This window comes from Bacillus sp. FAU20 (assembly GCF_056033865.1).
Genome location: NZ_JBVYHY010000004.1, coordinates 34,231 through 60,605, shown reverse-complemented (window position 1 = coordinate 60,605; position 26,375 = coordinate 34,231). Strand labels below are relative to the sequence as shown.

At 42.6% G+C, this 26,375-nt stretch carries 43 protein-coding genes; 4 read left to right on the top strand and 39 right to left on the bottom strand.

The window, feature by feature from the left end; all coding sequences use genetic code 11:
• A partial coding sequence (locus AC0OM3_RS07665; RefSeq protein ID WP_061655960.1) for a phBC6A51 family helix-turn-helix protein occupies positions 1 to 440 on the bottom strand: 440 nt, incomplete at its 3' end.
• A gap of 110 nt (positions 441 to 550) precedes the next feature.
• On the opposite strand from AC0OM3_RS07665, the gene AC0OM3_RS07660 reads away from it, so the two are divergent.
• From AC0OM3_RS07660 to AC0OM3_RS07650, 3 genes are all read left to right on the top strand, one after another.
• The gene (locus tag AC0OM3_RS07660) at positions 551 to 1,105 is read left to right on the top strand and encodes a tyrosine-type recombinase/integrase (protein WP_474211280.1); all 555 of its coding nucleotides are present in this window, start codon (positions 551 to 553) and stop codon (positions 1,103 to 1,105) included.
• A 1,800-nt stretch (positions 1,106 to 2,905) separates the two neighbouring features.
• The gene (locus AC0OM3_RS07655) at positions 2,906 to 3,061 is read left to right on the top strand and encodes a hypothetical protein (RefSeq protein WP_474211277.1); all 156 of its coding nucleotides are present in this window, start codon (positions 2,906 to 2,908) and stop codon (positions 3,059 to 3,061) included.
• Positions 3,062 to 3,133: 72 nt separating this feature from the next.
• On the top strand, positions 3,134 to 3,301 hold the full coding sequence (locus AC0OM3_RS07650; protein WP_474211275.1) for a hypothetical protein: 168 nt from the start codon (positions 3,134 to 3,136) through the stop codon (positions 3,299 to 3,301).
• A 352-nt stretch (positions 3,302 to 3,653) separates the two neighbouring features.
• Here AC0OM3_RS07650 and AC0OM3_RS07645 read toward each other — a convergent pair whose 3' ends face one another.
• The 17 genes from AC0OM3_RS07645 to AC0OM3_RS07565 form a co-directional block, all read right to left on the bottom strand.
• Positions 3,654 to 3,890 (bottom strand): hypothetical protein, encoded by a 237-nt coding sequence (locus tag AC0OM3_RS07645; protein WP_098605624.1) that lies wholly within the window; start codon positions 3,888 to 3,890, stop codon positions 3,654 to 3,656.
• Entirely contained in the window at positions 3,890 to 4,120 is a 231-nt protein-coding gene (locus AC0OM3_RS07640) for a hypothetical protein (RefSeq protein ID WP_474211273.1), read from the bottom strand. Before AC0OM3_RS07640 ends, AC0OM3_RS07645 begins: the two co-directional genes overlap by 1 nt.
• Positions 4,121 to 4,202: 82 nt before the next feature.
• On the bottom strand, positions 4,203 to 4,907 hold the full coding sequence (locus AC0OM3_RS07635; RefSeq protein ID WP_061655127.1) for a nucleotide excision repair endonuclease: 705 nt from the start codon (positions 4,905 to 4,907) through the stop codon (positions 4,203 to 4,205).
• A gap of 21 nt (positions 4,908 to 4,928) precedes the next feature.
• Positions 4,929 to 5,333 (bottom strand): hypothetical protein, encoded by a 405-nt coding sequence (locus AC0OM3_RS07630; protein WP_474211271.1) that lies wholly within the window; start codon positions 5,331 to 5,333, stop codon positions 4,929 to 4,931.
• Positions 5,334 to 5,473: 140 nt separating this feature from the next.
• A complete protein-coding gene (locus AC0OM3_RS07625) occupies positions 5,474 to 5,905 on the bottom strand; it encodes a hypothetical protein (RefSeq protein ID WP_474211270.1) in 432 nt (143 codons plus the stop codon).
• Positions 5,906 to 5,960: 55 nt separating this feature from the next.
• Entirely contained in the window at positions 5,961 to 6,101 is a 141-nt protein-coding gene (locus AC0OM3_RS07620; protein WP_154695881.1) for a hypothetical protein, read from the bottom strand.
• A complete protein-coding gene (locus tag AC0OM3_RS07615) occupies positions 6,098 to 6,400 on the bottom strand; it encodes a hypothetical protein (protein ID WP_061655124.1) in 303 nt (100 codons plus the stop codon). The genes AC0OM3_RS07620 and AC0OM3_RS07615 overlap by 4 nt, the downstream gene beginning before the upstream one ends.
• Before the next feature lie 19 nt (positions 6,401 to 6,419).
• Positions 6,420 to 6,758: a hypothetical protein gene (locus tag AC0OM3_RS07610; RefSeq protein WP_098605630.1), complete on the bottom strand. Its 339-nt coding sequence runs from the start codon at positions 6,756 to 6,758 to the stop codon at positions 6,420 to 6,422.
• 87 nt (positions 6,759 to 6,845) lie between these two features.
• On the bottom strand, positions 6,846 to 7,109 hold the full coding sequence (locus AC0OM3_RS07605) for a hypothetical protein (protein ID WP_098605631.1): 264 nt from the start codon (positions 7,107 to 7,109) through the stop codon (positions 6,846 to 6,848).
• On the bottom strand, positions 7,109 to 7,675 hold the full coding sequence (locus AC0OM3_RS07600) for a hypothetical protein (protein WP_098605632.1): 567 nt from the start codon (positions 7,673 to 7,675) through the stop codon (positions 7,109 to 7,111). Before AC0OM3_RS07600 ends, AC0OM3_RS07605 begins: the two co-directional genes overlap by 1 nt.
• 11 nt (positions 7,676 to 7,686) lie before the next feature.
• Positions 7,687 to 8,040, bottom strand: a complete 354-nt coding sequence (locus AC0OM3_RS07595; protein WP_098605633.1) for a sigma factor-like helix-turn-helix DNA-binding protein — start codon at positions 8,038 to 8,040, stop codon at positions 7,687 to 7,689.
• Positions 8,027 to 8,680 carry a deoxynucleotide monophosphate kinase family protein gene (locus tag AC0OM3_RS07590; protein ID WP_061655119.1) on the bottom strand — a complete coding sequence of 218 codons (654 nt, stop codon included), beginning with the start codon at positions 8,678 to 8,680 and terminating at the stop codon, positions 8,027 to 8,029. Before AC0OM3_RS07590 ends, AC0OM3_RS07595 begins: the two co-directional genes overlap by 14 nt.
• A 209-nt stretch (positions 8,681 to 8,889) precedes the next feature.
• Complete coding sequence (locus AC0OM3_RS07585) at positions 8,890 to 9,630, bottom strand: 3D domain-containing protein (RefSeq protein WP_474211264.1); 741 nt, start codon at positions 9,628 to 9,630, stop codon at positions 8,890 to 8,892.
• Positions 9,630 to 9,893 carry a hypothetical protein gene (locus AC0OM3_RS07580; RefSeq protein ID WP_098605635.1) on the bottom strand — a complete coding sequence of 88 codons (264 nt, stop codon included), beginning with the start codon at positions 9,891 to 9,893 and terminating at the stop codon, positions 9,630 to 9,632. Before AC0OM3_RS07580 ends, AC0OM3_RS07585 begins: the two co-directional genes overlap by 1 nt.
• On the bottom strand, positions 9,893 to 10,468 hold the full coding sequence (locus AC0OM3_RS07575; protein WP_061655116.1) for a thymidine kinase: 576 nt from the start codon (positions 10,466 to 10,468) through the stop codon (positions 9,893 to 9,895). The genes AC0OM3_RS07580 and AC0OM3_RS07575 overlap by 1 nt, the downstream gene beginning before the upstream one ends.
• Positions 10,469 to 10,545: 77 nt before the next feature.
• Positions 10,546 to 10,803 carry a hypothetical protein gene (locus AC0OM3_RS07570; protein ID WP_098877696.1) on the bottom strand — a complete coding sequence of 86 codons (258 nt, stop codon included), beginning with the start codon at positions 10,801 to 10,803 and terminating at the stop codon, positions 10,546 to 10,548.
• Between the two features lie 87 nt (positions 10,804 to 10,890).
• On the bottom strand, positions 10,891 to 11,124 hold the full coding sequence (locus tag AC0OM3_RS07565) for a hypothetical protein (RefSeq protein WP_061655114.1): 234 nt from the start codon (positions 11,122 to 11,124) through the stop codon (positions 10,891 to 10,893).
• Positions 11,125 to 11,481: 357 nt separating this feature from the next.
• Here AC0OM3_RS07565 and AC0OM3_RS07560 point away from each other — a divergent pair, with 357 nt between their 5' ends.
• The gene (locus tag AC0OM3_RS07560) at positions 11,482 to 11,862 is read left to right on the top strand and encodes a helix-turn-helix domain-containing protein (RefSeq protein ID WP_061655113.1); all 381 of its coding nucleotides are present in this window, start codon (positions 11,482 to 11,484) and stop codon (positions 11,860 to 11,862) included.
• On the opposite strand, the gene AC0OM3_RS07555 is transcribed toward AC0OM3_RS07560, so the two are convergent.
• The 21 genes from AC0OM3_RS07555 to AC0OM3_RS07455 all read right to left on the bottom strand — a co-directional run bounded on the left by AC0OM3_RS07555 (position 11,859) and on the right by AC0OM3_RS07455 (position 26,113).
• On the bottom strand, positions 11,859 to 12,173 hold the full coding sequence (locus AC0OM3_RS07555) for a DNA ligase LigA-related protein (protein WP_061655132.1): 315 nt from the start codon (positions 12,171 to 12,173) through the stop codon (positions 11,859 to 11,861). The genes AC0OM3_RS07560 and AC0OM3_RS07555 overlap by 4 nt on opposite strands.
• A 354-nt stretch (positions 12,174 to 12,527) precedes the next feature.
• Positions 12,528 to 12,671, bottom strand: a complete 144-nt coding sequence (locus AC0OM3_RS07550) for a hypothetical protein (protein ID WP_172793962.1) — start codon at positions 12,669 to 12,671, stop codon at positions 12,528 to 12,530.
• Positions 12,664 to 12,975, bottom strand: coding sequence for a hypothetical protein (locus tag AC0OM3_RS07545; RefSeq protein WP_474211258.1), 312 nt, complete (start codon positions 12,973 to 12,975; stop codon positions 12,664 to 12,666). The genes AC0OM3_RS07550 and AC0OM3_RS07545 overlap by 8 nt, the downstream gene beginning before the upstream one ends.
• A gap of 85 nt (positions 12,976 to 13,060) precedes the next feature.
• Positions 13,061 to 14,251, bottom strand: coding sequence for a NupC/NupG family nucleoside CNT transporter (locus tag AC0OM3_RS07540; RefSeq protein ID WP_061655111.1), 1,191 nt, complete (start codon positions 14,249 to 14,251; stop codon positions 13,061 to 13,063).
• The gene (locus tag AC0OM3_RS07535; protein WP_474211256.1) at positions 14,248 to 14,418 is read right to left on the bottom strand and encodes a hypothetical protein; all 171 of its coding nucleotides are present in this window, start codon (positions 14,416 to 14,418) and stop codon (positions 14,248 to 14,250) included. The genes AC0OM3_RS07540 and AC0OM3_RS07535 overlap by 4 nt, the downstream gene beginning before the upstream one ends.
• A complete protein-coding gene (locus tag AC0OM3_RS07530) occupies positions 14,415 to 15,074 on the bottom strand; it encodes a deoxynucleoside kinase (RefSeq protein ID WP_098605638.1) in 660 nt (219 codons plus the stop codon). The genes AC0OM3_RS07535 and AC0OM3_RS07530 overlap by 4 nt, the downstream gene beginning before the upstream one ends.
• Position 15,075: 1 nt before the next feature.
• Positions 15,076 to 15,573, bottom strand: a complete 498-nt coding sequence (locus tag AC0OM3_RS07525) for a crossover junction endodeoxyribonuclease RuvC (RefSeq protein WP_474211253.1) — start codon at positions 15,571 to 15,573, stop codon at positions 15,076 to 15,078.
• Entirely contained in the window at positions 15,555 to 16,685 is a 1,131-nt protein-coding gene (locus tag AC0OM3_RS07520; RefSeq protein WP_061655108.1) for a hypothetical protein, read from the bottom strand. Before AC0OM3_RS07520 ends, AC0OM3_RS07525 begins: the two co-directional genes overlap by 19 nt.
• Positions 16,686 to 16,814: 129 nt before the next feature.
• Complete coding sequence (locus AC0OM3_RS07515; protein WP_142340690.1) at positions 16,815 to 17,003, bottom strand: hypothetical protein; 189 nt, start codon at positions 17,001 to 17,003, stop codon at positions 16,815 to 16,817.
• A gap of 55 nt (positions 17,004 to 17,058) precedes the next feature.
• Entirely contained in the window at positions 17,059 to 17,355 is a 297-nt protein-coding gene (locus tag AC0OM3_RS07510; protein WP_474211249.1) for a hypothetical protein, read from the bottom strand.
• A gap of 185 nt (positions 17,356 to 17,540) precedes the next feature.
• On the bottom strand, positions 17,541 to 17,756 hold the full coding sequence (locus AC0OM3_RS07505; RefSeq protein WP_061655105.1) for a hypothetical protein: 216 nt from the start codon (positions 17,754 to 17,756) through the stop codon (positions 17,541 to 17,543).
• Positions 17,753 to 18,709, bottom strand: coding sequence for a 3'-5' exonuclease (locus tag AC0OM3_RS07500; RefSeq protein ID WP_474211248.1), 957 nt, complete (start codon positions 18,707 to 18,709; stop codon positions 17,753 to 17,755). Before AC0OM3_RS07500 ends, AC0OM3_RS07505 begins: the two co-directional genes overlap by 4 nt.
• A gap of 253 nt (positions 18,710 to 18,962) precedes the next feature.
• Positions 18,963 to 20,048 (bottom strand): DNA polymerase, encoded by a 1,086-nt coding sequence (locus tag AC0OM3_RS07495; RefSeq protein ID WP_061655102.1) that lies wholly within the window; start codon positions 20,046 to 20,048, stop codon positions 18,963 to 18,965.
• A gap of 156 nt (positions 20,049 to 20,204) precedes the next feature.
• Entirely contained in the window at positions 20,205 to 20,864 is a 660-nt protein-coding gene (locus AC0OM3_RS07490) for a hypothetical protein (protein ID WP_474211247.1), read from the bottom strand.
• 54 nt (positions 20,865 to 20,918) lie between these two features.
• On the bottom strand, positions 20,919 to 21,533 hold the full coding sequence (locus tag AC0OM3_RS07485; protein ID WP_474211246.1) for a hypothetical protein: 615 nt from the start codon (positions 21,531 to 21,533) through the stop codon (positions 20,919 to 20,921).
• Positions 21,534 to 21,648: 115 nt separating this feature from the next.
• Positions 21,649 to 23,424: a 3'-5' exonuclease family protein gene (locus AC0OM3_RS07480; protein WP_474211245.1), complete on the bottom strand. Its 1,776-nt coding sequence runs from the start codon at positions 23,422 to 23,424 to the stop codon at positions 21,649 to 21,651.
• A 58-nt stretch (positions 23,425 to 23,482) separates the two neighbouring features.
• Positions 23,483 to 24,208, bottom strand: a complete 726-nt coding sequence (locus AC0OM3_RS07475) for a hypothetical protein (RefSeq protein WP_061655100.1) — start codon at positions 24,206 to 24,208, stop codon at positions 23,483 to 23,485.
• Positions 24,209 to 24,340: 132 nt separating this feature from the next.
• Positions 24,341 to 24,517, bottom strand: coding sequence for a hypothetical protein (locus tag AC0OM3_RS07470; RefSeq protein ID WP_180227090.1), 177 nt, complete (start codon positions 24,515 to 24,517; stop codon positions 24,341 to 24,343).
• Between the two features lie 68 nt (positions 24,518 to 24,585).
• A complete protein-coding gene (locus AC0OM3_RS07465; protein WP_098605647.1) occupies positions 24,586 to 24,858 on the bottom strand; it encodes a hypothetical protein in 273 nt (90 codons plus the stop codon).
• A gap of 15 nt (positions 24,859 to 24,873) precedes the next feature.
• Entirely contained in the window at positions 24,874 to 25,404 is a 531-nt protein-coding gene (locus AC0OM3_RS07460; protein ID WP_061655098.1) for a hypothetical protein, read from the bottom strand.
• Positions 25,385 to 26,113, bottom strand: a complete 729-nt coding sequence (locus tag AC0OM3_RS07455; protein WP_474211244.1) for a hypothetical protein — start codon at positions 26,111 to 26,113, stop codon at positions 25,385 to 25,387. The genes AC0OM3_RS07460 and AC0OM3_RS07455 overlap by 20 nt, the downstream gene beginning before the upstream one ends.
• Between the last annotated feature and the right edge of the window lie 262 nt (positions 26,114 to 26,375).

The following is a 26,375-nucleotide window of genomic DNA, read 5'->3' as shown; positions in this document are numbered from 1 at the left end:
TATAGATCGCCTTCTTTCGCGCTCTGCGTCATAGCTTTGATTTCCTCTAATTCTTTCGCTAGATCCGCGTTGCTGCGAGCGCCGTCCGTCGTATTGTCTTCGATAACTTTCTTATCAGTAAGTAACGCATGACGTCGGAAGTATAAGTCGATACCTTTGATCGATGGTTGTGCGCCGCCGATCGTACGCATTAACTGTTTATATACGAACGGTCTCATTTCGGCTAGAAACTCGTCCGCGATAATGTTCTTATAGTCGATGAATGCTTTGTTTTTCGTGCGCCATTTGTACAGGCACATGCGAGTAATCCCTAGTTCGTTCGCAATTTCCTCCTGCGTCTTGCGATCTTCGTCCATCGCTAACTCGTTTTCGACTAACATAAAAGCGGCTTCGCGCTGCTTTAGATTTAACCTTGATTCTAGTTCTTTTTTACTTGCCATTATAAAACCCCCTTAATTTTATTTAAAAATCCGTTGAAACCCTCGCGATATCATGAAATAATGAATGTAACAAAAACACGGAACACGATACATTCAGGAGGTCAACAAATATGAAAGAAGTACAACCAATCAGAAATAAACGCAATATCAACAAAATGAAACGCGCCCTACACGGTCGTAATAAATTGCTTTTCGTTTTAGGAATTAATTTAGGTCTGCGAATCTCGGATCTGCTTTCGTTAAAAGCGTCGGACATTTATACGCCTAGAGGCCGTTTTAAGTCTCATATCGAATTGATCGAGGCCAAAACGAAAAAACGCCGCAAATTGACGATCAGCGACGCAGTTAAAAAAGAGATCAAAGATGCAGGAATTAAGGAATATAGCGAAGAATACCTGTTTCCTTCACGCAAGGGATCGAAGCCGATCGGACGCGTACAGGCTTATCGAATTCTTAACGATGCTGCGGATCGCGCAGGATTAAGCGAGATCGGTACGCATACACTACGTAAAACATTCGGTTACCACGCATATAAAGGCGGCGTCGATATTGCGACATTGCAACGCATTTTCAATCATTCGAGCGAAAAAATTACGCTACATTATATTGGAATCACGCAAGATACAATCGACGAAGTGTATAACACGGTTTCACTATCGTTGTAATAGAAAAAGCGCTACCCACGACGGGCGGCGCTTTATTTGCGTTTATCTCTTCATAATATAGGTACGACTAGCTACGAATTAATTGTATACATCGTGTAAACTATTCTATTTACGCAGCAATCTCGGGCTTTTATGTATATTGTATTATTTAAATAATAATCCATGTGACGTTGGTGTAACATGGCTAGACGTCACACTAACTAGAACTATTAATAAACGATAGCTAGTATATAAATATATCTGATCGTAATAAATTACTCTCAGGGATTACGCAGCAAGTACATAAATGATGCAAGAAAGGCCGACTAGACTGCGTATATTAAGTAATAAAAGATAATGGCCGATAGATTATGCGTTAATTACGATAGAAAAGAATGCGCTAGAAAATACGATATATCTCTTAAATGCCTCATATTCGCTTGTATGACGTTTTATGCAATAGGAATACGATAGGTCTCGAAATGTAGTTAATATCGCTAATTTAGCTAGTTGCGTAATTATAAACGATAGATATGCGTATTTGATCGTTAGGAAGTCGATAGGATCATAAAAAGAGGATTTTCGGTAGGAAGCCGTCGGGATCGTTGGGATTCGATAGGATTTCGCAAATTATATTGAAGTAGGTTGTGTGTATGAGATCGGAAGGTGCTGCGCTAGGATCAACGCCCTGAGTTAAAAATGGTGCGCGCTTTTTGAGAACCATTGCTGCGGGGTGGTCAGCCGTGGGCTTGGGGGGATTCGGAAATTTTCGATTTGGGTTTGCCCGTTGGTGAATGCCGTATTCATTTCGACGCATAACGAATGTGACAGAATGACATTTTGTTACTTTCAAACTTCTCTTTTAAACGTTGATTTAAAAGCATTCGAAAGACTTTCACAATCAATTTAATTCGATAAAATTTTTATGCACAAAAAGAAACGTTGATTTAATGCCATTCTTTTAACGCAAGAATTTTCAATCGAATGCATAAAAGAATGAATAAAACTTTCGAATCTTCTTTTCAACCCCCTGAGTTTTGAAGTTCTTCTTTCTCAGCGAAGTTTGTTGATGAATTCAATCGCAAATACTTTTCGATAAACATTCGATAACACAACGCACACACTACTAATATATCTATGCGCACATATACCGCCATACTATATCATGTCGTACCGTAGTGCACCGTACACCTATCACTATATAACTGTATGCACTATCGACATATGCAGTACACACAACGTACATTATTATTCGTATGAGATATCTATTATACGTAAACGTACGTACACATACCACCTATTACTACCGACCTATATACGCCTTGTTATATACCGCCCTGTATATAGCGCTATAAACGTACAGAAATCGACTATATATACCGCTCTATTTAACGTACATTATGCGTGTTGGTAACGTATATCTACCGCACATTTAAATAGTTTACATTGACGTGTATCTATCGCCATTCGATCGAAGTAGTTATGTATTAATTAACGCTACATTTGTCGTTATATTTAGCGATACATTTATCGAAAAATTACATATAAAGCATGTCTTCTATTGTACGTACATACGTTAATATAATGTAAGCACAAATGAAACGGCGGTGATATCGTACATTTGTCGATTGTTTATCGAACATATACCACACACTTATACGTATATATATAGCGAATAAATATGATTAAATCGGCTTATAATAATAGTATCAATCACGCCGTTTCTTGCAATTTAAAAATATTATTGAAATGTTCGTCATATCAACGTTATAATGAATATGTGCTTGAGAGAGTACAATACTTTCGAAAGGAGGTTACGAAGTGGATATCGTGTTACACTTCATATCGATATACGGATTTGATATCGCTAAATACTTACTACCGTTTATCGCAATCAAATGGGAATTTGAGTACATAAACAAAGATAGTAAGAAAAAGCGTAGATTCAAAATCGCTAGTCGATTCTCAAGAAAGTAAAATAGCGTAGGGCGTGTGACAGCACGCTCTATCTATTACTTAATTATAACACGAAATATTCACGAATATACTATGAAAAAGAATCGAAATGTAACGTTCCTAATTGTATTCGCATTCGTCTTTATGTGCGCAGCGAAAGCGTTCGGAAACCTATACGTATCATCATTCGGCGTAATCTTCGCCCTATCAGTAGCCGCAGCGGTAATTACCGATATGGTAAAGAGGGAACGCAAGACATAAAAACAAGGCGAATAATAGCACGAATCATAAAAGGCGGCGATCTGTCAAGAGATTCCCGCCTTTTTTTATTTATATTTACGCCTTCCGTCTCACATGAAACGACTTAATGACGCCCATGTGTACGTATTGCCCTAGTGCCGTAAATAATGCGCCCACTGTTCTACAATGCTTACGTTTGAATGAGTCCATACTTACGCCCGTATATGCGCTATGTCCTTCGATGTATAGTCGCTTACCGTCCGTTACAATCTTGCAGATATCTAAATCATTGCGCCCTCTCACTCTATAAGCAGGGGGGCGCTCCATCTAATTACTACCCTATCGCCGATTTTCGGTTGTCCTTTAATCATTATTAGTTACCGCCCTTCTCTACTAGGTTTAACTCGTAATCGTCACGATCGTATATCTCGACTAACGACGCAGGTTTGTCGTTTCTATAGCGGAAACTACCAGTTCCCATATTAATTAAGTAGTTATCGTTACATACGATATAGTAGCTAGATCGTATTGATCCCGTATGTCGCAGCGATACAATGTTACCGCCTCGTATAGTTCTCGTTCTCTCTTTACTATTTACTTTTACTTTCATTATTTAGCGCCTCCGATCGGTGTTAACGATAGTTTATATTTATCTTTCGGAAATACCTCGAATGCGATTGATTCGCCTGTTAAATTCAGTAGTTTGAACGTACGTGCTTCGCCGATACTCGACTGATCCGATAGTATATAACCGCTCGACTTCGAATCCCCACGCCATTTAATCGATACGATGTCGTCAACCGTAGGTATAAATTGTTTTACCTGTACGTCTAATCCCATATATAACGCCTCATTTCAATTGTATTTTTGCTTACATGTACATAAACGCAGCCGCAGCAGGTCAAAAAGAAAAAGAGCGCCGTTAAGCGCTCCTATAATAAGTCATGTATTCGCTTTGTATGTCTTCGTTACCATTACGGCGCAGCCCAGTCTTTCCGAAGTTACAGAAAGGGCGCAACGCCTTAATTAAGTATGTCTCGTAAATCTCTCTATGACTAATCTTGTTAACGTACATATAGTCGATACGATGTGCCGTACCATTTGCGATTAACTCACGTAATCGTTCGTTAGAACTCGCATGATTTATATGTTGTCCTGTCCGTTTTAATAAGTCGTTTGATATGCCGACATATAACGGATTGCTGAACTTATCATAGAATACATATACACCGCCTACATATTGTAGATCCGCGATCGCTCTCATATCGCTTTTTAGGTGTTTTACGAACACACTTTTTCGTACGCTAGGCGGTTGTATTGCGATCATGCCGTCGTCGTATTCGTTATTTCGTAGTTTCTCTTTAAATTCCGCAGCCTTTTCGAATTCAGCTTTTAAGATCTCCTTACGTTCCTGATCCGATACCACGTATCGCCCTTCTTCGTTGATCTTACGCTTTAATCTCGTGATCGTTTCCGAAGGCGTCGCCGTAGCGCAATCGTCGATCGTCGTAATGTTATCGAAGTGCTTCCAGTACATAAGAATAAGTAGTCTATCGTTGATCCTCGTAGCAGGATATTTTCGCAGTATATATTCGACTTTCGATTTTTTCGTTTGTAATTTCCCCATTTTCGCCCACCTCTTAGAATGTTATTTTGTTATTTGGTCGCAGCATTCCGCCAACGTGTATCGATGTATCTTTAAATAAGTCCTTACGCCAGTCGCCTTCATATCGCACGATCCTAACGTACCTTTTTCGATTTTCTTCGCATCTACTTCTATCTTTACAGGTACATTTATATTGATTTCGCCTTTGATCTGCTCTAGGTGGTTAATTGCTACCGTAGTCGATGCGAATGTTTTCGGGTTATAAATAACCGCCAGTTTATCGCGCTTGCGCTTGTCCGTCTTATTATCGATCACTCGCAGGATCTCGACCATATCGCCGCGTACGTGTCGTTCTACATCTTCGTGATCGTCGAATGTATAGTCACCGCCGCGCTCTACCATTTCGAATGAGATCTTTAATATTGCCTTGTCGCCTGTTTTGAACATATATAACGCCCTCCTATTAAAAAGACGCCCTATTCGGCGTCCCTTTTATTGTGTAATTAATACATACATAAGGATCGCGGCCATTGTGGCCAATACCGCATATCCTCGTATCAGTCGTTTCTTTACATTTGGCATTATTCTTATTCGCCTTCTTCTTCATAGGTTACGACGAATTTATCACCACGTAAGCCAGCTTTATACGCAGCTTCCATCATGTCGGGAATATCTAAAACGAAGTCTAGATCACGCTCTAGATTTGCGTCTTCGGGACATTCGTGTAGATCGCCGATACTAATGTCGCAGATCCCTTTCGGCATTTCTATTTCTACATGTGATCCGCTACACATTCCGCCTTCTGTATGTTTTACTACGATCTTAAATTCTTGTTCATTAAGCGCCGTTCGGATCAATTCTTGCGAATCTAGTTCGATTACGTCGTACGTGCCTTTCCGATTGCTCGTTTGTCCCATCGAACGACCTAAGAAACTACGATTTAAAAATGCCGCTTGTCCTTTTGCGCCCGTCAATAATTGCCCTGTCTCTTTGCTTACCGCGATATAGATTTTACTCATATATCCGCCTCCTTATCGTTTGTGCTTACATGTACATAAACGCAAAAAAGACGCCCTACGCGGCGTCCCTTGTCTCGATCTTCCATAATTCATTATGTATGTGATTCGCAATATCATCGAACCATGCAGCGGTACATTTACGATTTTCAAATAGATCATATACACGCTCTAGCAATTTCATGTACTTTTCGATCATTTTACGTTACCTCCTTCGATTAATCTCACGTTAGTAATTTCGTCGTGTCCGTCGCAGAATGTAACTTCGATCTTATCGCCTACCTCTAATGTACGAACGACCTCGAAGATGTCGTCTTCATATAACACTACGTCGCCGTTTTCGTTTTCCGCCCAGACTTCGGAATCTGTATGATTTAATGCGGATACTGTATATTGTTCTTTCGTAAAATTGCCGTCATATACGTCCGTATTTGCGCAACCTCCGATCGTTAGGACAATGATTGCAGCAGTTGTCAATTTCGTGATTTTCTTTAACATATGATCGACCACTTTCGATTTAATAGAATATTTTACGAACCGCACGTCTTTTGATCGCTCTAGGCGTATATCGTTTCCACGGTTTCAATTTGTAGAATAAGTCGTACGGCATCGGAACGAAGATAACGTCAGGTTGTGCCGCAGCTTCTTGCATCGGTGCGGTCAATTCGATTGAGCCGCCGTGTATGTCATTCTCTACTTGAATCTCTTTCAATAGATCCAGTACATACTCGTTTGTATATTGCGCATAACCGCCGTGATAACGCGTATTTAGTTTCGTTGTGATCTCAGATACTAAAAGCTCGTCGTTTTCCTGTAATAGCGCGCCAACACTTTGTTTTACTTGCTCTTTCTTCATAGTGACCGCTCTCCTTTTGTTATTTCGCATGTTGCTTAATTAAATAAGTAATACGATATCTTGAAGATGTCAATAAAAAGTTAGAACCTACATTAAAGAGGCTCTAACTACTTGCTTATTACTGACTTCTACCCACAATTTAAATGGTTGGGTATTACTATATACTTCGACTATATTAACACCGTCATCGAGTCGATAATCTTCATCGATCGGGTTACTATTTACACGAATGTTTTCCCAGTCGCATAAGTTAGCGTATTCGGCTTTCGTTAGATCAAGATAGTTAGCTTTAAGAACTTTTCGTACGTGCGGCTTTCTTCTGAAATACGCGAGTAACTGTCCTAGTGTCATTACGCAGCTACCTTTGATCGTGTGATCTTGCTAGATTGCGTCGCCTTGCGGTACGCCTCGTTCTCGCTCGCTAACTTTGCGTCTTTACGCTTATTTACGCTATCCTCTTCGTACGGGCGCAGAATACGTCGTGTAGGTTTGCGATAGTTCATATCGTCAGCACCAACCGTTCTACATGCGCGTTGTACATCTACCGTAATTTCTCCACGACTGATGATGCGGTTTTTCGCCTGATTGTCCGTCATTACTGGGTACTCTTCTAAAGTCATTTTATCGACGCGTGTATCGCCCTCTAGCGATTCGTATAGAATATGATCCGCTAGATATTCAAGTACGCCGATCATTTTATTTTTATCGTTGCGTAGTCGTACGTCCGCAGGCGGTTTTCCGACCTGTTTAATGTATTGATCCGTTAAGAATTCCACCGCAGCCATACGATCATGAATCGGTAGCATTAGATCAACTAGTTTGCGAGCCTCTTCGACGAAGACCGTTTTAAAGTCGCCGACAAACATTCTCGTGAAATTGAGTTTATATTCTTCGATGTTAGTAATTTGCTTTTCCATATGTAGCCCTCCTAGTAATCCCACGCCGTATATACATCGGCGATCTTTTTTAATGCAGCTTTTGTATTACGGCTTGTCGTAGACTTATCGACGCCCATAATTTGCGCAGTTTCTATGTTTGATAGATCTCTACCGAATCGAAGATCCATGCAGCGTGCTTGTAAGTCCGTTAATTCCGCCTGATAGATTGCGTTTTCTAGATCCGCCAGTAGATCGATTGCAGCCGTATCGCCTCGTGATTCCGCAGCAGATCGTATGTTATGTTGTTGTTCTAGTAACGCCTCGACGCCCGCTACCGTGCAAAGCTCGAAACGTACTTCTAATCGTTTCGTTGCCGCTTGTTTATCGAAGTTAGATACGCCCATATCGCATAGCCTCCCTACGTGAAATAGTCTTCATATCCTGATTGATCTTCTTCATAAATTCGCGCCATGACTTATCGGCAGCAATACGGCGCTTTTCTTTTCTATCAATATCGATCAAGATTGCGTCTAGTTGTTGTACGAGCTGAATTAAGCCGTCGTTATTGTAAATCTCGTAATCTACCTCGAATTTATCGATCGCCGTTTCCGTTTCATGATAGAAGTCTTCTTCTTTGAACTCGTCGCCCGCATCGATAATACGTTGCTTTCTGATCTCGTCGTCTACGTTTACACGAATGATATATGTGCCCTGTTCTCGCAACGAATCGATTTCATTTTGTTGTCGTACGTCCGTGATAACCACGTTATGGCCTGTTGATCGTAAGAAGTCAATCTTCGGTTGTAGTCGTTTGATCCAAACTAATGCATCATGTTTGCGCTCTTCTTGCCCTTCGTGTTGCAACAATGCACGACGCTTTCCACCTTCTTGCTTTCCGTACTTGCGATCCACCTGCTTTTTCAGCTCGTCCGCATATGCACCACGTTGGAAACCTCCGCGACGATCCTTCGCCATTAATCGGGCGATCGTATCTTTTCCCGTTCGCATCTTGCCCGCGATGCCGATTAGTACTGTGTTTTTCATGATTCCTTACCACCTTCCACGATCTGATTAATGCCGTATCGAATGCCTAACGCAAACATACCCGCACCCAGCCATACAAATAATCTATCTACCATCATCTTTTTCATTTCTTCGCCTCTTTTCGTTGTTTTGCCTTACAAGTACATAAACGCAGCAGCAGCGTCATATCGGCATTTAGGCAAATAAAAAAGAGCGAAGGCGTATAGCCCTCACTCTCGTAGATATCCCGTTACATATTTCACACCGAACGAAGACGTCGCCGCTTCGCTAGATCCGCGAAACATATCAAACGTATTGCCCTGTATTGCGCCGCCGCGATCCTCGCACACATAAGTACCGTCTAGATCGGGAATTTCGATCTTTGTACCGAACTTATATTGCGGTGGACATGCGAGCGTACGACCTTGTGTGTAGTCCGTTCCGCTTGCCGTCTTTCCTTCGCAGCCGTTGCAATCAGCGCCGTACGCCGTAACTCTCATATCTATTTTGCGCCCACCATTCTTATTTTCGGACGGCTTCACCTCTTCGGATTGATCCTTTTCTTTCGGAACTTCCTTCGGTAGCTCTACCTTCTTCGACTTATTAACGGTGGACGCTCGTAACTTTTTTAAGCGTTCGACCTCGCTCGTCAGGTGTTCGATCGTTTCCGATTTGGTGCGATCTTCGAGTTTCGTCTTTTCGTGATTCTCTTTTTCGACCGCTAGATCCCATTGGGCTTGGCCTAGATCATTTTCTAGATTGTTAATGCGCTTGTATAGATCGAATGTCTCGTCTTCTAGCTTTTTGCGATCACCCTTCGCCTTATTGTGCGCAACTTTTTCGCGTGCTAGATCATTTTCGAGTGCTTCGATCTTCGCGTCAGACGATCGCATCTTATCGATAGATACCGTCATGCCGACGAATAGCAGCATAAAACCGAATATCAGTAACAGAAATTTGATTTTCCTCATTACGACATCAATCCTTCTTTAATTGCCTTACGCACGCCGCGGAAATACTCGACCTGATTGTCGATCGTAATGTTTAGCTCTTTTTTCAAACCATTTAAGAAGTTCTTTGATCCTTTGAGCGGAAAGATATTGCCGAATGCTACAACCTTCTCACGACCTGTTTTAAGTTCGATCAGGTGAAAGCCTTTCGGGTTTGTTGGTGCGACTCTCAATTCGCAGGGAATCGGCTTCGCTTTTGGCCTTTCGTTTGTTTGTGGTTGCATTAAAATTCCTCCCAGTTATAGAAATGTTTGCGGCAAACGCTTCGATATTCTTCGTCGCCGATCAGTACTTCGTCTCCCTCTTTTGCGGGATTCCCGTCTACAAAACGTAAGTTCATCGTAGCTTTGCGGTCGCAGCATTGACACAATCCCTTAATTTCGGAAATGTCGTCCGCTAGTGCGAATAGTTCCGCAGATCCTTCGAATAACTCGCCTTTGAAGTTCGTTTTTAGTCCGTAGCAGATTACAGGAATGTTAAGGCCGTCAACGATCGCGACCGCTAACGTTTCGATAACTCGCTTCGTAAAGAACTGACATTCATCTATTAGAATTACGTCAGGCCGTTCGAATACCGCTGATCGATAGATTTGTTCGGCGTCGTCGATATGTACCGACGTAGCTTCGTGCCCTAGTCCTGTACGACTTACGACGCGATCTTTGCCGTACCTGTTATCGATATTTGGTGTAAATATCAATACACGACGTCCCGATCTTTCGTAGGTGTCCGCAGTCTTTAGAAGTTCTAGCGACTTCCCCGCCGCCATTGTTCCCAGTTTTGCGTATAATTTCGAACTCATATATCGCCCTCCTTCCGTTTTGCTTACAAGTACATAAACGCAAAAAAAGACGCCCATAGGCGTCCTTCGTCGTCGTTCTATTCTTTTTCGTTAAGTTGTCGTAGCTCTATTAATGTAGCCTCTTTTAATTCGATTACTACCGCCATGAACATAAACACTGCGGCAGTTAGTCCGCCTGATACTAGAAATACTATTCCGTTAAAAATACCGTCTTCCGCGTAATCAGTCGACAAAAAGCTCATTAGTGCGAATATGCCGAAGAGAACCGCAGTAACTAGAGCGGCCAGCCTAAAGATTACCGTGATAGACGATCGTACGGTTTGTTGTAAATTCATATATAATAACCTCCAAATTTAATTATCCACGAACATCATTACACAACTTGCGTAACTAATCAAGTAATTGAGCACTAAAAAGACGCCCTATTCGGCGTCCTTCGTTTGTTCTTCTACTAATTTCTTATACCTATCGATAGACATTTGATGAAATTCCGCAGACGTATACGAAGTCTTATCAATCATTGCCTCGATCGATTTAACCAATTCACCTGATGCGATCACTAGATCCATATTATCGGATTGCGACGCAACTAGTCGAGCATGTGCCGCCATTTCTACTAATACGTTGATCTCTAATGTAGTTGTAAGTTTTACCATAACAAAACCCCCATATAGACTTATTTTTAAATATTACGCAACTTGAGTAATATTTAAAAATTAATCGATCGCTTCGATCTCTTCTAATGATCTTTACGATATCCCTAACTTTTCAATTATTAGTGATAAGATGTCCACATTTACCTCTAATCGCGCTCCTATTACAGTATTTATTGGGATTTCAAATAAATTCAACTGTTCCATTGTGATAACTACATATTATTAATTTGTTGAGCTAACCATATAACGATATCGCATGTATGTCAATAATAATTTTTAAACGTTGCAACAATGCGAATAAATGTGATAAAATGAGTGCACATTAATAGGATATCGATATTATCGGGGGTTATATAGATGAACAACTTAAAGTATGTGAATTTCCACAACGCCACGAAAGACGATCCGCGTTGGGAAAAAGCTAAATACAAGGATTTCGAGCCACTACATCGAACAAATACAGGTACAGGCATACGATTCGTATTACGTGAATATCTAGAAAAGATAGGTTTATCACAACGATCTCTAGCCGAACTAAGCGGATTAAATCAGCCGACTGTAAATGACATTTGTGAGAATAGAGCGTTACTACTAAACGTTACACATCTTGTGCGTATATGCAGCGTACTGGGTTGTAACATCACTGATATTATGGTTACAGTACCGATACAGAATACGGAATACACGGAAAGCGATAGCATTCACAATCTACGACAAAAAGAAAAGGCGACTCATTAATTTGAGCGCCTATTTTTTATTTGCTTTTTATGATAATCGATCAGCCATGCCGCCGTACTTACCGTTCGCGGATCGTGGTACGGCAGGTCGAATCCCGATGCGGTTTCCGTCGTGAATCCTTCGAACTCTTTCGCCATATCAGCGGCCTTTGCTTCCGCAGGATATTCCGCATGTAGTCGCCCTAGCTCCATCGCCCAACGATCGTAGGTGTGATCGTCTATGATATTTGTATTGTATTGATAGTAAATGCACGAATGTACTAAGATCTGATGACGTCTTTGCGTAATATTATCGCGAATAGCTTCGTTCATATTCTCGTAGACCTTTCGTATAGCTCTTTCCATAAACTCGTATATGCGACATGTAAATTTCCGTCTAACATATCGTAAAAGCAGCATGGCATTTCCGAAGTATCATGTCCTAGTAGGTGCGCCATTTTATAGCATTTAAATACCTTCTTATCGCGCGTTAAATTCGATTTATAGCCTAATTGGTTTATGTGTAGATCTATATAGCCGTATGTCTGATCCGTGAAATCTTCGACACTTACTGATCCGCCAGACCAACCGTGACGACATTCGTTACAAGACGTATTGATCGGTGTACTGAATCTACATTGCGATAAGACTTAGATCAGCTCGCCGACTGTTTTCTCATGTGTTAGCTTAATCATCTTCGGCCACCTCTTCAATACTAAACTTTTCCCACGCTTCCTCGTTGCGCTCTAGGCCATGATATAGCGCGTCTTCTAGTCTTCGCGCAGATACATCGCCCGTGAATTTGATTACGAATGTTTTTTCTTTAGACATCGAATCGCTCTCCTTTATCGAATTTGCAATCTTTCACGAGATATGGCTTCACACCTCGATACCACCATTCAAATTTGATAGGTCGGCGTACCGTACAATCGATTACTTTCGTTGGTCGTTGCCCTCGCCATTGCTTGCCGTGGAACGATTGTCCTACGCTGATCGCTTCGAGCTTTACGTTTTTACGAATGAACACTAGATCCTCGTCGTATTCGTTGTATAGCTTGTTAGCCTCGTCCCTCTCTTCGGGCGTGTCATAAATTACCAACACGTATCGGGGTTTAATTTGTAGATCCTTTTTCATACTATCGCCTCCTACATACATAAACGCCATTAAACAACAAAAAAGACGAGATCCGAAGACCTCGTCTTTTAACTCTCATTATTTTTTAGAACATCATACCCGCAACCGCAGCGCTTAATAAATTCGCTAGCAGCCCGCCGATCAATGCTAGGAATCCCAGTCGCGCTACGTCCTTACGAATAGAAGGCGCTAACGCTCCGATTGACCCTAGTAAGATCGCGATTACTGAGAAGTTAGCGAACCCGCACAATGCGAATGTAACTACTAGCATCGCTTTCGGTGACATTGTGACGTCAACTAAATGCCCGAATGCTACGAATTCATTAAGTACCGTCTTTTGGCCGATGAATGATGCGGCTTGCATAATTTCGCCACTAGGCACGCCGATAAGCCACGCCAACGGCGCGAATAAGTAACCTAGAATTAACTCGATCGTTAATCCTTCAATGCCGAATAGCGAACCGATTCCGCCTAGAATACCGTTAGCGAATGCTACGATTGCGATAAACGCCATTAACATAGCAGCTACGGAAACTACGATTTGAATACCCTCTTGCGCACCCTTCGCCATTGCGTCGAACATGTTCGCAGATTCTTCATCTTTAACTAGATTTACGTCTTTGATTTGCGACTCTTCCGTAGTTGGCATAATAATCTTCGCGATTAGTAATGCCGCAGGAATCGCCATAACCGCAGCCGTAAGTAAGTAGTTTAACGGAATGCCTAGCGCAGCGTATCCGACTAGGATAGAACCCGCCACCGACGCTAGCGCCGACGTCATGATCGTGAATAACTCAGTTTTGTTTAGCTTCGTAAGATACGGCTTAATTAAGATCGGCGCTTCTGATGCGCCTAATGCTACGCAGCCGATCGCATTAACGCCCTCTAGCTTTGATACACCCATTAATTTCGAAATGATTGTGCCGAAGAAGTTAACGATTCGTTGCATGATCCCGAAGTAGTATAGTAACGATACTAGCGAACTAATAAACACGATAACCATTAACGCATGGAAGAAGAATACGAAGTTCCCTGTCGCTAGATCACCGAATACGAATTCGATACCACCCTTCGAATAATCCATGAAGTGTTGAACGCCGTTACTAGCGCCTTCTAACGCAGCGATCCCGATGTCCGATTTCATAACGAACGCAGCGAAGCCGATCAACATTGCCAGCCCAACGCCTACCGTCTGTAATTTAATATTTTTGCGATCCTTTGATAATAAGAACGCGATCGCTAGAATTCCGATAATGCCTAAGATCCCTCTAATCATTCTGTTACCTCCTGATTATCTATTTGTTTGTCTTCGAAAAATCCGCTTCTTTTATGATGCGTTTCGCAGGCGTGTACGGTAACGCCGCCGCTCATTGTTAGAACAACGCCGCTACATACCGCAGGCTTTCCGCACTCTTTACCTCTGGCTACAGCTTCGCAGTTCATGCGGGCAACCTCCCGATTTTAATTAGTGCGTCCTTAACGATCTGTACGACTTTCTTTTTGTCTTCTTCGTTATTGACGTACTCTAGCTCGGCAACATTAATTTTGATCTTCGGTGAAATATCGTACTTCTCGTACCATTTCGTATATTTTGTGTAAAGGCGATCCCAGTAGCCGCGCTCTACTTCACTTTCAAGGCCGCGATTACGCTTCGCAATTCGTTTCATGGCCGTATCTACGTCACAATCTAGATAGATTAGTAATGTAGGTGCTTGCGCATGTTCTAGCATTGAATCTAGTAGCGTATCGTATGTGCGGAATTCTTCCCACGTCATGCCCTCGCCGCCGTCTTCGAGATCTTCCGCTAACATTTCCGCGAAGATACGATCGCCGAAGATCGAGCGATCTAAGATGCCGCCGCCTGTACGATGGATCTCTTTAATTTGTGCGAATCGCGTATTAAGGAAGTGGATTTGCGTCGTAAACGCCCATCGCGTTTTCTTTGCGTAGAAACGATCGAGCAGGTTTAGAGTGTCCCGACTTCCGATTTCTTCGTATAGTTTGATGCCTAGTTCTTTCTCTATTAATTTCGCTAGCGTCGTCTTACCAACGCCTACGATTCCGTCGCATACTATCACATTCTTTTCCCCCTTGTTCATATTAGAAACCCCTCTTCTCGATGATCTTTTTCTCTACTAGATGCGTCAGAACTACCGCGCAGGCGTCCGATTCATCGTCAGATATAAAGATAAAATCATCGCTTAAATTTAGATAGCGACGTACGGACTTCTCTACCTCATCCTTATCCGCCTTGCCGTCGCCCGTCATTACGCGTTTGATAGTAGTAGGTGAAATTTCTTCGATCGTATAATCGCGAAGTACAAGGTCGCTGATCCCAACGACTTTAAATAGTGCTTGCGTAGTTTGTGCGAATCTACTAAACCCTTTTTCACGAATAATCGTATCGAATGGCGCGAATTCTATTGATGCCTTTTTTAATTCCGTTGCGATTACGTGTAGTCGTTGGCCGTGTCGTTGCCTCGGATTCGTTTTAATTCGGAATTTGTGAACAAGATCTAGCTTCCCGCCTTCTAGATCGATGATCGCCACGCCCGCGCTCGCTAAAGAAAGATCGAGTCCTAAAAATCGGCGTCGCATTGCGCGTCGTCACCTTTCCAATTTCCCTCGATATAGCGCCATGCCTCTAACACGCTATTTTTCTTCCATTGCGGCATACGGGATCTTGAAATACGTTTGACTTGCTCGCCTATTTCCGCGTATTCTTCGGCCGTTAGCGAAGATACAGTCGCCTCTTTATATGAGTTGAACGTAAATTTTGTAATATCGAACTTCGGCGGCTTGTTATTCTCTACGCAATCTAGCACATGCTTGAACTTATCGAGAATTTGCGTTTGTGTCTCACGATCGAATTTGATTTCGAAAGCCCTGATATCGGGGTTTGCTACGTAGTCCTCTTCGCTCATGATCCAAGCCTTTTTCGATAGGTTGCCGTACAGGACGATACCTCGGCTGATGTGCATGTTTTTGAATAGCATTGAGTACGTGATCGATTGCATTTTATGATCCTCGCCGACTTCCTTCATAGAGTAGAATCCAGTTTGCGCGGACGTCGTTTGCTTCGACTTAACTTCGAGCAATACTAGTTCGCCTGTTTTCGTATCTACTAAGATGCCGTCACATTGACCTAAGATCGATACAATTTGTCCGTTATGCTCTACGTGCTCGATCGTTTGGCTAAATTTTTCCCACGCAGGGTAACGCTTGCCGTTGACTTCGACATAGTACGGAACGAACGGCGGATCTTCACCGAATTCACGTTTCCAATGTTTCTCGATGAATAATAGATCGCGTTGGACCATATCGCCGAAGGCCGTACCCATTCGAGTCCAACGTCCCTGATGCGGTCGCCCAGTGTGTTGATCGCGAGCAGCGCCCGAATGTTTCATGTACAATTCGCGGCTATCGCTATTCGTACTCGATGGCGTAAAGTACTTCGTGCCCTTCTTACCCCACGGTAAGCGCTTCTTGTTAGTCGTACGAATTTCGTATTCCCAATAATGGATCTGTGCGTCTAGCTCGTCGTCCCAAACCTCTTTATGGCCGTGCCACTTATCGAGCATTTCGATGAATCGATTTGCGACTTCGCTATCACCGCCACGCTTCGGTAGTTCTGAGATATCTTTCTTCGCCTTAGGTGCGCCTTTCTTTTTCGCCGTCCCTAAAACGTCTACGGGTGTAAATAATTCCACCTTATCGCCTCCTATATAGTTGTCATGGATCGTTCGTGCCTTACAAGTACATAAACGCAGTCCGACACATACACTAGGCGATATGTCAAGTTTATTTTTGCGCACAAAAAAGGGCGACACTATGTCGCCCTATGCGATGTTCAGATATTCGTTTACACCTTCGAACGTATGAAACTCTACGCCGCTATGCAGTTTCGTCGCTTGCATTCCGTCCAATTCATGCGAAGAGATATCTACGATAAACGTTTCGCCGTCTTTCAGTTTATTAACGTAGAACCAACGTGCATCTACGTGCGACTTCGTCTGTATTACCGCCACGATCTCGCTACCTTTCTTGATATTAAAGTCTTTAATTCCGTAAAATTTCATCATGTTATTTTGCCACCTTTTCGAATGTGAATGCGTCATAATATGTTGCACCTGATCCAATCATTTCTACGGCTTTATCGTCCGTAATTTCTACCGCAGTACAACCATACTTCTTTCCTAGTTCCGTCTCGCAGCCGATCACGTTATCGAAGAATCTTGCCGCCTTGTCTTCGTCACTTGCTCCGACTACACCCGCTAGGAAAATTTTACCTAGATCGAAGATTGCGTAATACTTCGGCTCGATCTCGCCTTCGGCTAGTAATTTATGTCTTCTTTCGTTAAATGCGTTTGTAACTTCCATTGATATAACAAACTTATCATCATTTTATATTTTAATCCCGCTCCTTAGTCGTCACATCCGAGGTTAAGACCGTAGATTGGCTGTTTTGTTTTCTTGTCTATTATATTTCACCGATACCTATGTCATGTCGACAATAAATAAATAAATAAATAGAGCGACCATATGCCGCCCTATTCCGATCTATATTAACCGACTGTTACGAAGCCGCGTTCTTTAATTTCTTGCCATTGTTTCGTAGGAAATCGTTTCGTAATTTGTTGCGTACAGTTTGGTGCTCCGATCTCGATAATGATGATCGTGTCATGCAGCGCAACGGGACGTAGCCCGAAGTTATCCACAACGAATGTACGTTTAACTACGTTTCGTTCACTTATAATTCGATTGATTGCGTATTCTCTCATGCCTTGTAACCCCCGTTGTACTTAACGAACTTATCGTTTAATACGACCTGTCCTATCCCTTCGTCTAGCTGAATTACTAGAATGCGTTCACCTTCGTTACCTTCGATCTTCATGCCTTTGTTTTCTTTGACTACGTTTTGTAAGTACGCTTCGATGATCGTCCCTTTTTCGTTATGGAATCGATTGTTTTTATCTCGTACCTTTACACGCTTACCTACTAGATCGATTTCCTTCGGTGTTTTTACCTTCGCATACTTAGGGCTGAATTTGTTCGGACGCTCTTCGCTATCGATAATTATATTCGAAATGTGAGCGCGCGGGATCTTGCGTTCTTCGATCTCCTGTAGTTGCGATTTCAGTACGCCGATCGTAGTTTCGATATCGTTCATCGCTCTATGTGCGCCCTCTAATTTAACGCCGCGACGTTTTGCCGTAGGACCTAAACTTGCGCTTTCATTCGGATTTAAGAAACGCTCGATTGATCGTGTGCATAGGAAATGTTCGTGATTAATACCGAACTTCGATAGATACGCAGAATCGAACGGCAGGTAGTGCGCTACTAACGTGCTATTACCGATAAACGCGTTAAGTACGATCATCATTTGTAATTCGTGTACGCCATTTGTTAGCATGTGCTCACGTAGATCTGTGTTATCGATCAGGAAGTCAGGTAGCTTTTTACCTTCGTGTAATTTTACGTACATATGTAGGCGTCCTAGTTCTTGCTTTAGATCCGTACGAATTGCGGCCACTTCTACGACCTGTTCCGTATTGTAATCGAGTCCCGTCGTCTCGAAGTCGAATACCGTAAATACCTCTTTCGCAGGTGCTTCCGCTAGTACATTTTCGTAGTTATATAGTGTTGTCATTATTTCTTTTCCTCCAATCCTTTGATGTTGATCCCTAATGTAATAGACGCAGCGACTAGAAAGATCGTATCGAGTACGAACCAAACCACGCTACCTTTCACAAACGCCGATATATATGCGAAGATCGCGAACGATACGACGTAGAACACGTCCCACTTTATGCCGCTAAATGGCGCGTACGTCTTGCCGTCTAGCTTTTCGGAAATCTTTTCACCTAACTTTGTACGCGGTGTGTAACTAAACTTTCTCTTAAACATTTACATCAATCCTCTCAAATGAATTAAGGCGATCAGCCTTACACGTACATAAACGCAGGTCGATCGCCTTTTCGGTTAACTTATGCAGATTTCGGTTGTTGTGTTTCGAAGTCCCAGTCGTCGGGATCGTATTCAGCACCCCATACAGTCTCGATTACTGTATCGGATTTCAGCGGTAGAGATAGTTCTACGGATTTCGTCATGATCTCCGTAATAAGATCGCAGTTTTCTTTCGTTAGATCCTTCGCAGGTACTTCGACCTTTACTTCATCGTGAATACTTGCGTTTAGATACCAACCGCGCTTAACGCATTCTTCGTATAATCGAATCATATTGATCTTTAGAATGTCCGCGCCCGTACCTTGAATTACTGAGTTAAAGCTAGCACGTTCCCAGTACGATACAAGGTTTCGCATTTCCGCCAGTGGCTTGATCTTTTCTTCGAGCTGATCGAGTCTTTCTTGCAGGTGCTTCGCTTTTGATTTCACATATTGGCTGCGTACTCGCTTACGTTCGATGTACAGATCCATTAGTTTGCGCTCATTACGTCGAACTAGTTTCGAGTACTCAGCAAGATACGGGAATCGGCGTTTTCGTCCGTACAATGTCTCACTATAGCCGTGATCGTACGCGAATTTACGCTTATCACGAACCATTTGTATAAAAGATGGAAACGCCGTATCGAATTTCTCATAGAACATGTCGCCCACTTCACGAGATACGCCCATCGTCGTACAGAAATTATCGACTTTCTGATCGTATGATTTCGCTAGTACGCCCGTTTTCATCATTGTGCGAGGTTGGAAACGTCCTGTAGGATCGTACGCTTTATCGACGCAGTACTTTTCTTCTAGATTGAAAACCATCATCGCCATTGTCGTATATAGGTCGCGACCTTCTAGGAAGATTGATCGCAGCGAGTTATCGCCGTACACTATCCACATGATATGTGCCATGATTCGCGGCTCTATTTGCGATAGATCGGCCGCTAGATAGAACCAACCTTCTTTCGGCTTAAACGCGCCACGTACTCGCTTACCTTCTTTCGATCTTGCGGGAATGTTTTGCAGGTTTGATCCCTTCGATACTTTATCGTCATTCTGTACAAGTTTCTTTACTATATCGATGTAATTGCTATCGTTAACGTCGATAGGAAATGCCGCCATATTATCACCCTTCTTTCGTTTATTTGGATATAAAAAGAACGCCCGAAGGCGTCCTATTCGTTATTTATCTAATCGGTGCTCTACTGATACGACTAACTTAACTAGTGCATTGTTTGCGACCTTATCGCGACCATTAACCGTTACTGTAGCGCTATATCAATCATCGTCAGCGAAGTTAAATCGATCCTGATGTCTGACTACGCCGATATCCCCTTCTTTTAATCGACCGAGGCAATTGTCGATAACTCGTACGACATCGCACTCTTTTAGTTCGCCGTATTTGCGTCCTAAATCTTCGAAAATCTTGCGTTCTTTTTTCGCAGCAGCTTCTTTCTTCGCCTTCTTAACTTCTTCTTCAGTAGCCTTGCGAATGTTATATGATTGCTTTCCGCCTGTTTTACCTTCTAAATTCATTACGTCGTAGTGATCGTTACCGTTGACTTTCGTAATTTCTAGCACTTCCCCGATCGGGTAGTTGCAGCCGCCAACACTTACAACGTAATCATCTTCGTTGTACTTAACTGTTTGCGCATCACGGATCTCTTTCGCCGTTGCGTTTCGTACGTTTTCTAAGAACTTATACCCGCTCTCCTTACCGTCTACGCTTTTAACATGGATGCCGCTAGCACTTGGAATCCCCGTTACGATTACAACTTCACCTACTTTAAACTTCGGATTTCCGTGACTGTTCGTTACGACTAGATATGATCCAACTTCCGGTTTGATTAGAGACGCTTCGTACTCTTCGATCTCCTTCGGCGTCATGATCTCGAAATCGAACGCATGAATTGAGAACGTAAAACCGTTTTCGCTCATTTTCGCATTAATCGCTTCTTCTTCCGTAACGACTTCGACTTCTTGACATCGCGCCTACTCTGACAATGCCTTTTTCGGATTATGTAGCGGCGCTACTTTGATCGGGCAGTTACTCTCTTTCGTTTCCTGATAAACTACGACTACAATGTCGCCAGTCTCGAAATCATCGCCGAACTGACTACCTTTTGTAATTCGCACGAATGCGCCTACTTCTAATTCGTTAATTGCTTTTCTATGTCTTGCGGCTTTGATCTCCGCAACTTCGCTTTCTGATAGCTTCCTAGCAAACTTCTCGATAATTACCGCTTCGCGCCCATCTTCCTTCTTAACTCGAATCGGGAAGTGCTTCGTTTCGTCATATCCGACTACCTCCACGACCTCACCCATAGTTAGTAATACGTCCACTTGATGTGAATCTACTCGTACGAAATCGCCTGTTTTGAATGGAGACTCGATAAGTCCGATTACCTCGAATGTGTTTTTGTGGAAATATGCGATACTACGCTCGCGTTCGCTTGTTCTTACGTCAGGTGCGTATCCCATTAACTTGCCGTTTTCATACCAAAATACGAAACCGCCGTGATCGATATTTTTAATCTTGTGCGTTTCCATCGCTAAAAGCGCTAAACCGCCCGATACCTTTTGTCCGATTTTGAATGTGTTTGTCATAATTAATTACCTCGTTTCAATTGTTTGTTAAGGTGTTTTCCCCTTACACGTACATAAACGCAGTAAACTTTCAGAACTGGGTTAACGACAAAGAAAAAAGGACGCATATAGCGCCCTATCTAAATTCGTCCAGTATATCGATCGGTCTTCCAGTGTACGCAGCCGAACTGTATCGACCCGTATTCGTTCCGCCCGCATCAAACTTCGAATGAAAGCGACCGTCTACTTCCATTACTTGCGGGATCTTTAGTACGAATGTGTTTAATAACGTTTGATATTCCGCCACCGTTGCGAGCGGTTTTAATGTCGGCTCGTCTTCGAAGTAGATCTTTAGTACGTCCGCCGAAGTCGATCGCTTCTTACCTTTTTGTATCTTGTGCGTACAATCCTTAATGCCTAGATGATCGTAGATAAGATAGCCGATGTGATTGCCATTAGTGAATTCGAAGGATTCGATCTTGTGCGGGTGATCGTCCGATTTAATTAACACATTCAATTCGGCGCGTTCGTCTTTATATTTCTTGATCCGTGCGAGAATGTCCGCATAACGTTTCGTATGAGTCTTGCCGTCTTCTTCGGCTTTCTTACGATCCGCATATAGCTTCGATAATCGCTTGTCTAGCGTATCTAATTTCTTTTTATTCTTTTTGCGCCATTCGATAATCTTCTTACTGTTATTCGTATAGGACATGGCCTCTAAGAATTTATCGTCGATTTGATACGCTTCGAATACGGCTTGCGTAGCTTCTTCGGCTTTTTCTCGGAATTCGTTTTCTAGTCCGCTTAATTCGTCTAGGTCAACGTGGAATCCTGATCGCATTAAGTACGTATCAACTTGCGGCAGCCTACTATCGATTTTTGCGTAACACTCTAGCAATCGATCCGTTTTCTTCATAGTTTCGAATTGCCATTCGGTCAACTTCCAACCGTAGTAAACGTCGTATATTGCGTAGATCCCTACGATAGTAGTATTAAATGGTGCAGGTGATCGTTTTCCGAATAGATCTTCGAACGTATAAACTTCGTTATGAATCCCTAAAAATCGACTTCCGTATCGTTGAATCAACGGTTTTAGTCCGTACTTGTCTAGCGATTCTGTCATGATCTTCATTGCGTCCAGTGAATCCCATACGCAACCGTTAATTGTGTAGCCGTCATTCTCGGCGATATGTAAATCGTAACGGGCGCTTCCCATATGAAACGACTTTCCGTGATCCTTATTCGATAAGTACGGCGAAATTGCGGCGAGAACTTTCGACCTCGTTAGTTGCTTGTCGCCCTCTTTGAATGCGTACTCGCGCGGGATTTCGGGATCGTTTATGTCAACGTGACCATACGCAAGATAGTAACCTTCGTTAAGGATCGGCAGCCATATCGAAAAGCCGATCGATAAATCTAAGAACGAATCTATGCCCGTTCCCTCGAAATCATTTGCGGTTAACGATTTTACGTCTAGCATTTCGAAACGATCCGCCCATTGCTTCCCTTGTTGTCGCACTTCTTTACGTAATCTTTGCAAGAATGGCTCTAGTTGCGAATCGTCCGTTAATACGTGGAAATTCTTCGGGTGATTGTCGAGTACATCTTGTATGCGTTCTTTTCGGGTTTGCGCTTCTTTCTTACGTAGATACTTCTCGCCGATCGATAACGCTTCGCCCTTCGCCATTTTACCGCTCTTTGTACGTCCCGCCTTACCTTTGGCAAACGCTTCGATTGCGGCTTGTAATTGTCGCTCTTCTTTCTTCGTTAACGACATTTGCGAGATCCTTTGTAGCGCTTCTTCGACGGTTTCGTTCGCTTCCGCGACTTTCTTTTTGACTTCTTTCGAGCGGCTTCGCTTAGCCTCGCTATTATCCGCCATTTCTAAATTGATTTGTAAATCTAGTTTCATACGATCAATCCTTTCGTAATTTAGATAAAAAGAAAGAGCGCATATAGCGCCCTATCTCTTAGAATCCTGTATCGTCGTCACCTTCGTTTTCTTGCGTTGTCTCTTCGATACCTAGTCGAGATACATCGAAGCCGAATGCCTTTAAGTCTTCGATCTGTTTTTCAAGATCGTTAACTTGTAACACTTCGCCGAATGCGTTCATCGGGAATTCGAAGCCTTTTGACTCTTCGAACTTCTTGTATTCGGATTCTTTTAAGTCGTCCTCAGGATCTAACACGAGCGAGAACGATACTTGCGTATCAGTTGACAAACCTGTCTTCGTTAATTCGAACGGGTATTTGTCTAACTTCTTCGCATACTTTTTAAGATCCGCTACAATTGCCTTACCTTGTTTCGATGTAAAGTCTACGATAATCGGTTGCCCGTCTTCTAAGTTGACGAAGCCGATCATATAGCGTTCTTTCGCCTTTAACGCATACGCACGATCCTTAATTTCTTTTACTTCGTCCGCAGACTTGCCCGCATCTTCGGCAGCCTTTGCGTCTTTGTATAGTAAGTCGCAAGCTAAATCGTATAGATCAGGCCTTCCGCTAGTTTTCGTACATGGCGTTGTATAGAACACTTTGTACGCAGAATGTGCGAAGTAACGAACTACCGCCGTAGGTAATGCACGAACCTTTAATACTTTTCCTGTTTTAACGGACGTTAACATTTTCGAAGTATCTGCCTTCTCCGTTAGTGCTGCGTCGATTGCCTCTGTTCCTGTAGATACGATGTATGACATATTCACATTTCCCCTTTATCGATTATTTGGCGATTGCCTTACGTAGACATAAACGCCCTACCGATCGCACGATCGGTCAAATGTCAATAACTTTTTTCAAGTCGAAAAAGGGAAGAGCGACTATATGCCGCCTTATTTGCCGTACCCTTCGGTAAACAGTGGTAATAGTGATCGCATTTCGTTAACTACGTGATTGTTAATTTCATGTGGTGGAATAGCCTCGGCCACCTGCGCCATAAGTTCGTTATCTAGGTCGAAGATTAATACCGCGTCATTTACGCCATGATCCTTAACCCCGTTGCGCTCCATAATTCCGATTATAGATAGCGCGATTACCTTTTATTCGATTGGTGTTAGTCTGAATTCTTGCATTTTCATTATTCGTTACCCCCTGATTTTAAGAATGTTTTCGCTACGGTTTCCAAGATCTCGTTAAGTGTACGGCCGATGTCTTCGTTTGACTGGTACGTATCGATGTCACTACCCAGTCGCTCGAATTGTTCGTCTCGTCCCGCCTTTTGCCACGCATCGAAATCGTACTGATCTTCGTTTTTAATTTCGATATCCTCTTCGGACATGACGGCAGCTAGTGCGCCCATTAATGCGATTTGTTGTTTCCAATCTAGATTTAACGTGAATCCTTTTTTCATGTTAATTCCCCCTGTTTATATAAATAGCGCGATTCCTTTTGCGATCTTGCTTTTCTCGACCTTTGCCGCAATAAGTTTCGATCGTGCTTCGCCTCTCAATCGACGATGAATCCCAGTCGAATAGCCATTACGTCTTAGTGAGTCATACATTTTTTGTTCTAGCTTATATTCGCGATCTCGCTTATCGAACTCAGCTTGTAACTTTGCGATCTCTCGCTCCATGTCTTCTAGCTTCGACATTAAGATCGGCTTGATAATGTCGCGCAGCTCGTCCGATGCAATGTTTCGACGATACGCCGTGATTACTACATCATCGGTACGATCTAATACGAAGCAATATCGACGATATGCGAATAATCTGTCAGTTTTTCCTGTATGATCCGTGATTTCACCTAAATATGTAGATTCTTTCATGAATTCGCGCATATATTGGCGAACCTTTTCGTCACTCATGCGGCCACTAGAGACGATCATTTCGTCTTGTTGTAACTCTTCTCTCATTTCTTTAATTGCGTGATATGTAAATTTAAGCGCTGATGTAGTCATTTGTCGTGATACCTTCCTTCATGTTTTTAATGAATGTTCGTACTGATCCGCGAGCGCTATCGAAAGATATAGATAACTTATCGGCTAGACGTCTAGCAATGTCAGCTTGCTTTATGTATGATTTTTCTTGCATGATGATTTCCAAGATTGCTTTATTGCGGTCGTTATCGCCGTACTTTTCGACTAGCTCACGTTCTCTCGCAGTCTCGATCGCACTAGCTTGTACATTTACAGATTCGTCCACGTCGTTAAATACTGGATTTTTTCCTTGAACGCCGCTCGTATCCTCGTCTTTTTCTAGAATTGCGTCTCTAGATTCGAGTACCTTACGTCGATCGCCTCGTCTCGTACAATGATCGCCTGTCACTCGTCTGATTAACGGCTCAATTCTTGCGATGAAATTACCTTTATTGATGTCGTAAGTTCGTGCCGCATATCGTAATTTGTTATAGCAGTCGATAATAAAACTTTCTTCGCTATTCATTGCGTGCCAGTACTTCTCGCGGATCGCCTCGAAATCTTCCAGGAAATACACGAACAACTCTTGCGCCTTATCGAATTCACCGTTTACTGATTGGAAGATACGATCAGTCGATACCTTTCCGTATGCATTGCGGATCTCTTCGCCCGCAACCGCAGCTAGTTCGTTTAATTCCGTATGCATTACTTTCGTAAAATCCATTGTCAATTTCGTTTCTTTTCTTTTCATGATCCATGACCTCTTTCAAATGTGTTTTTGTGCTTACAAGGACATAAACGCCGACCTGTTTTCCGTTTGGGTTAAATTTTTTTAAAAATTTTTTAGGAAAGTTTTTTCTTCGGGTTTTCGGCTCGTCAGATCAATTACGCAAGTTGCGTAATTGAGAACGCATGTACGCCCCAACCCGCGCCGTTGACGCATTTATTTACGCAACTTGCTAAATTTAGGCAAATAAAAAAGGCGAGTAACCCGACTAAAATAGTCAGGTACT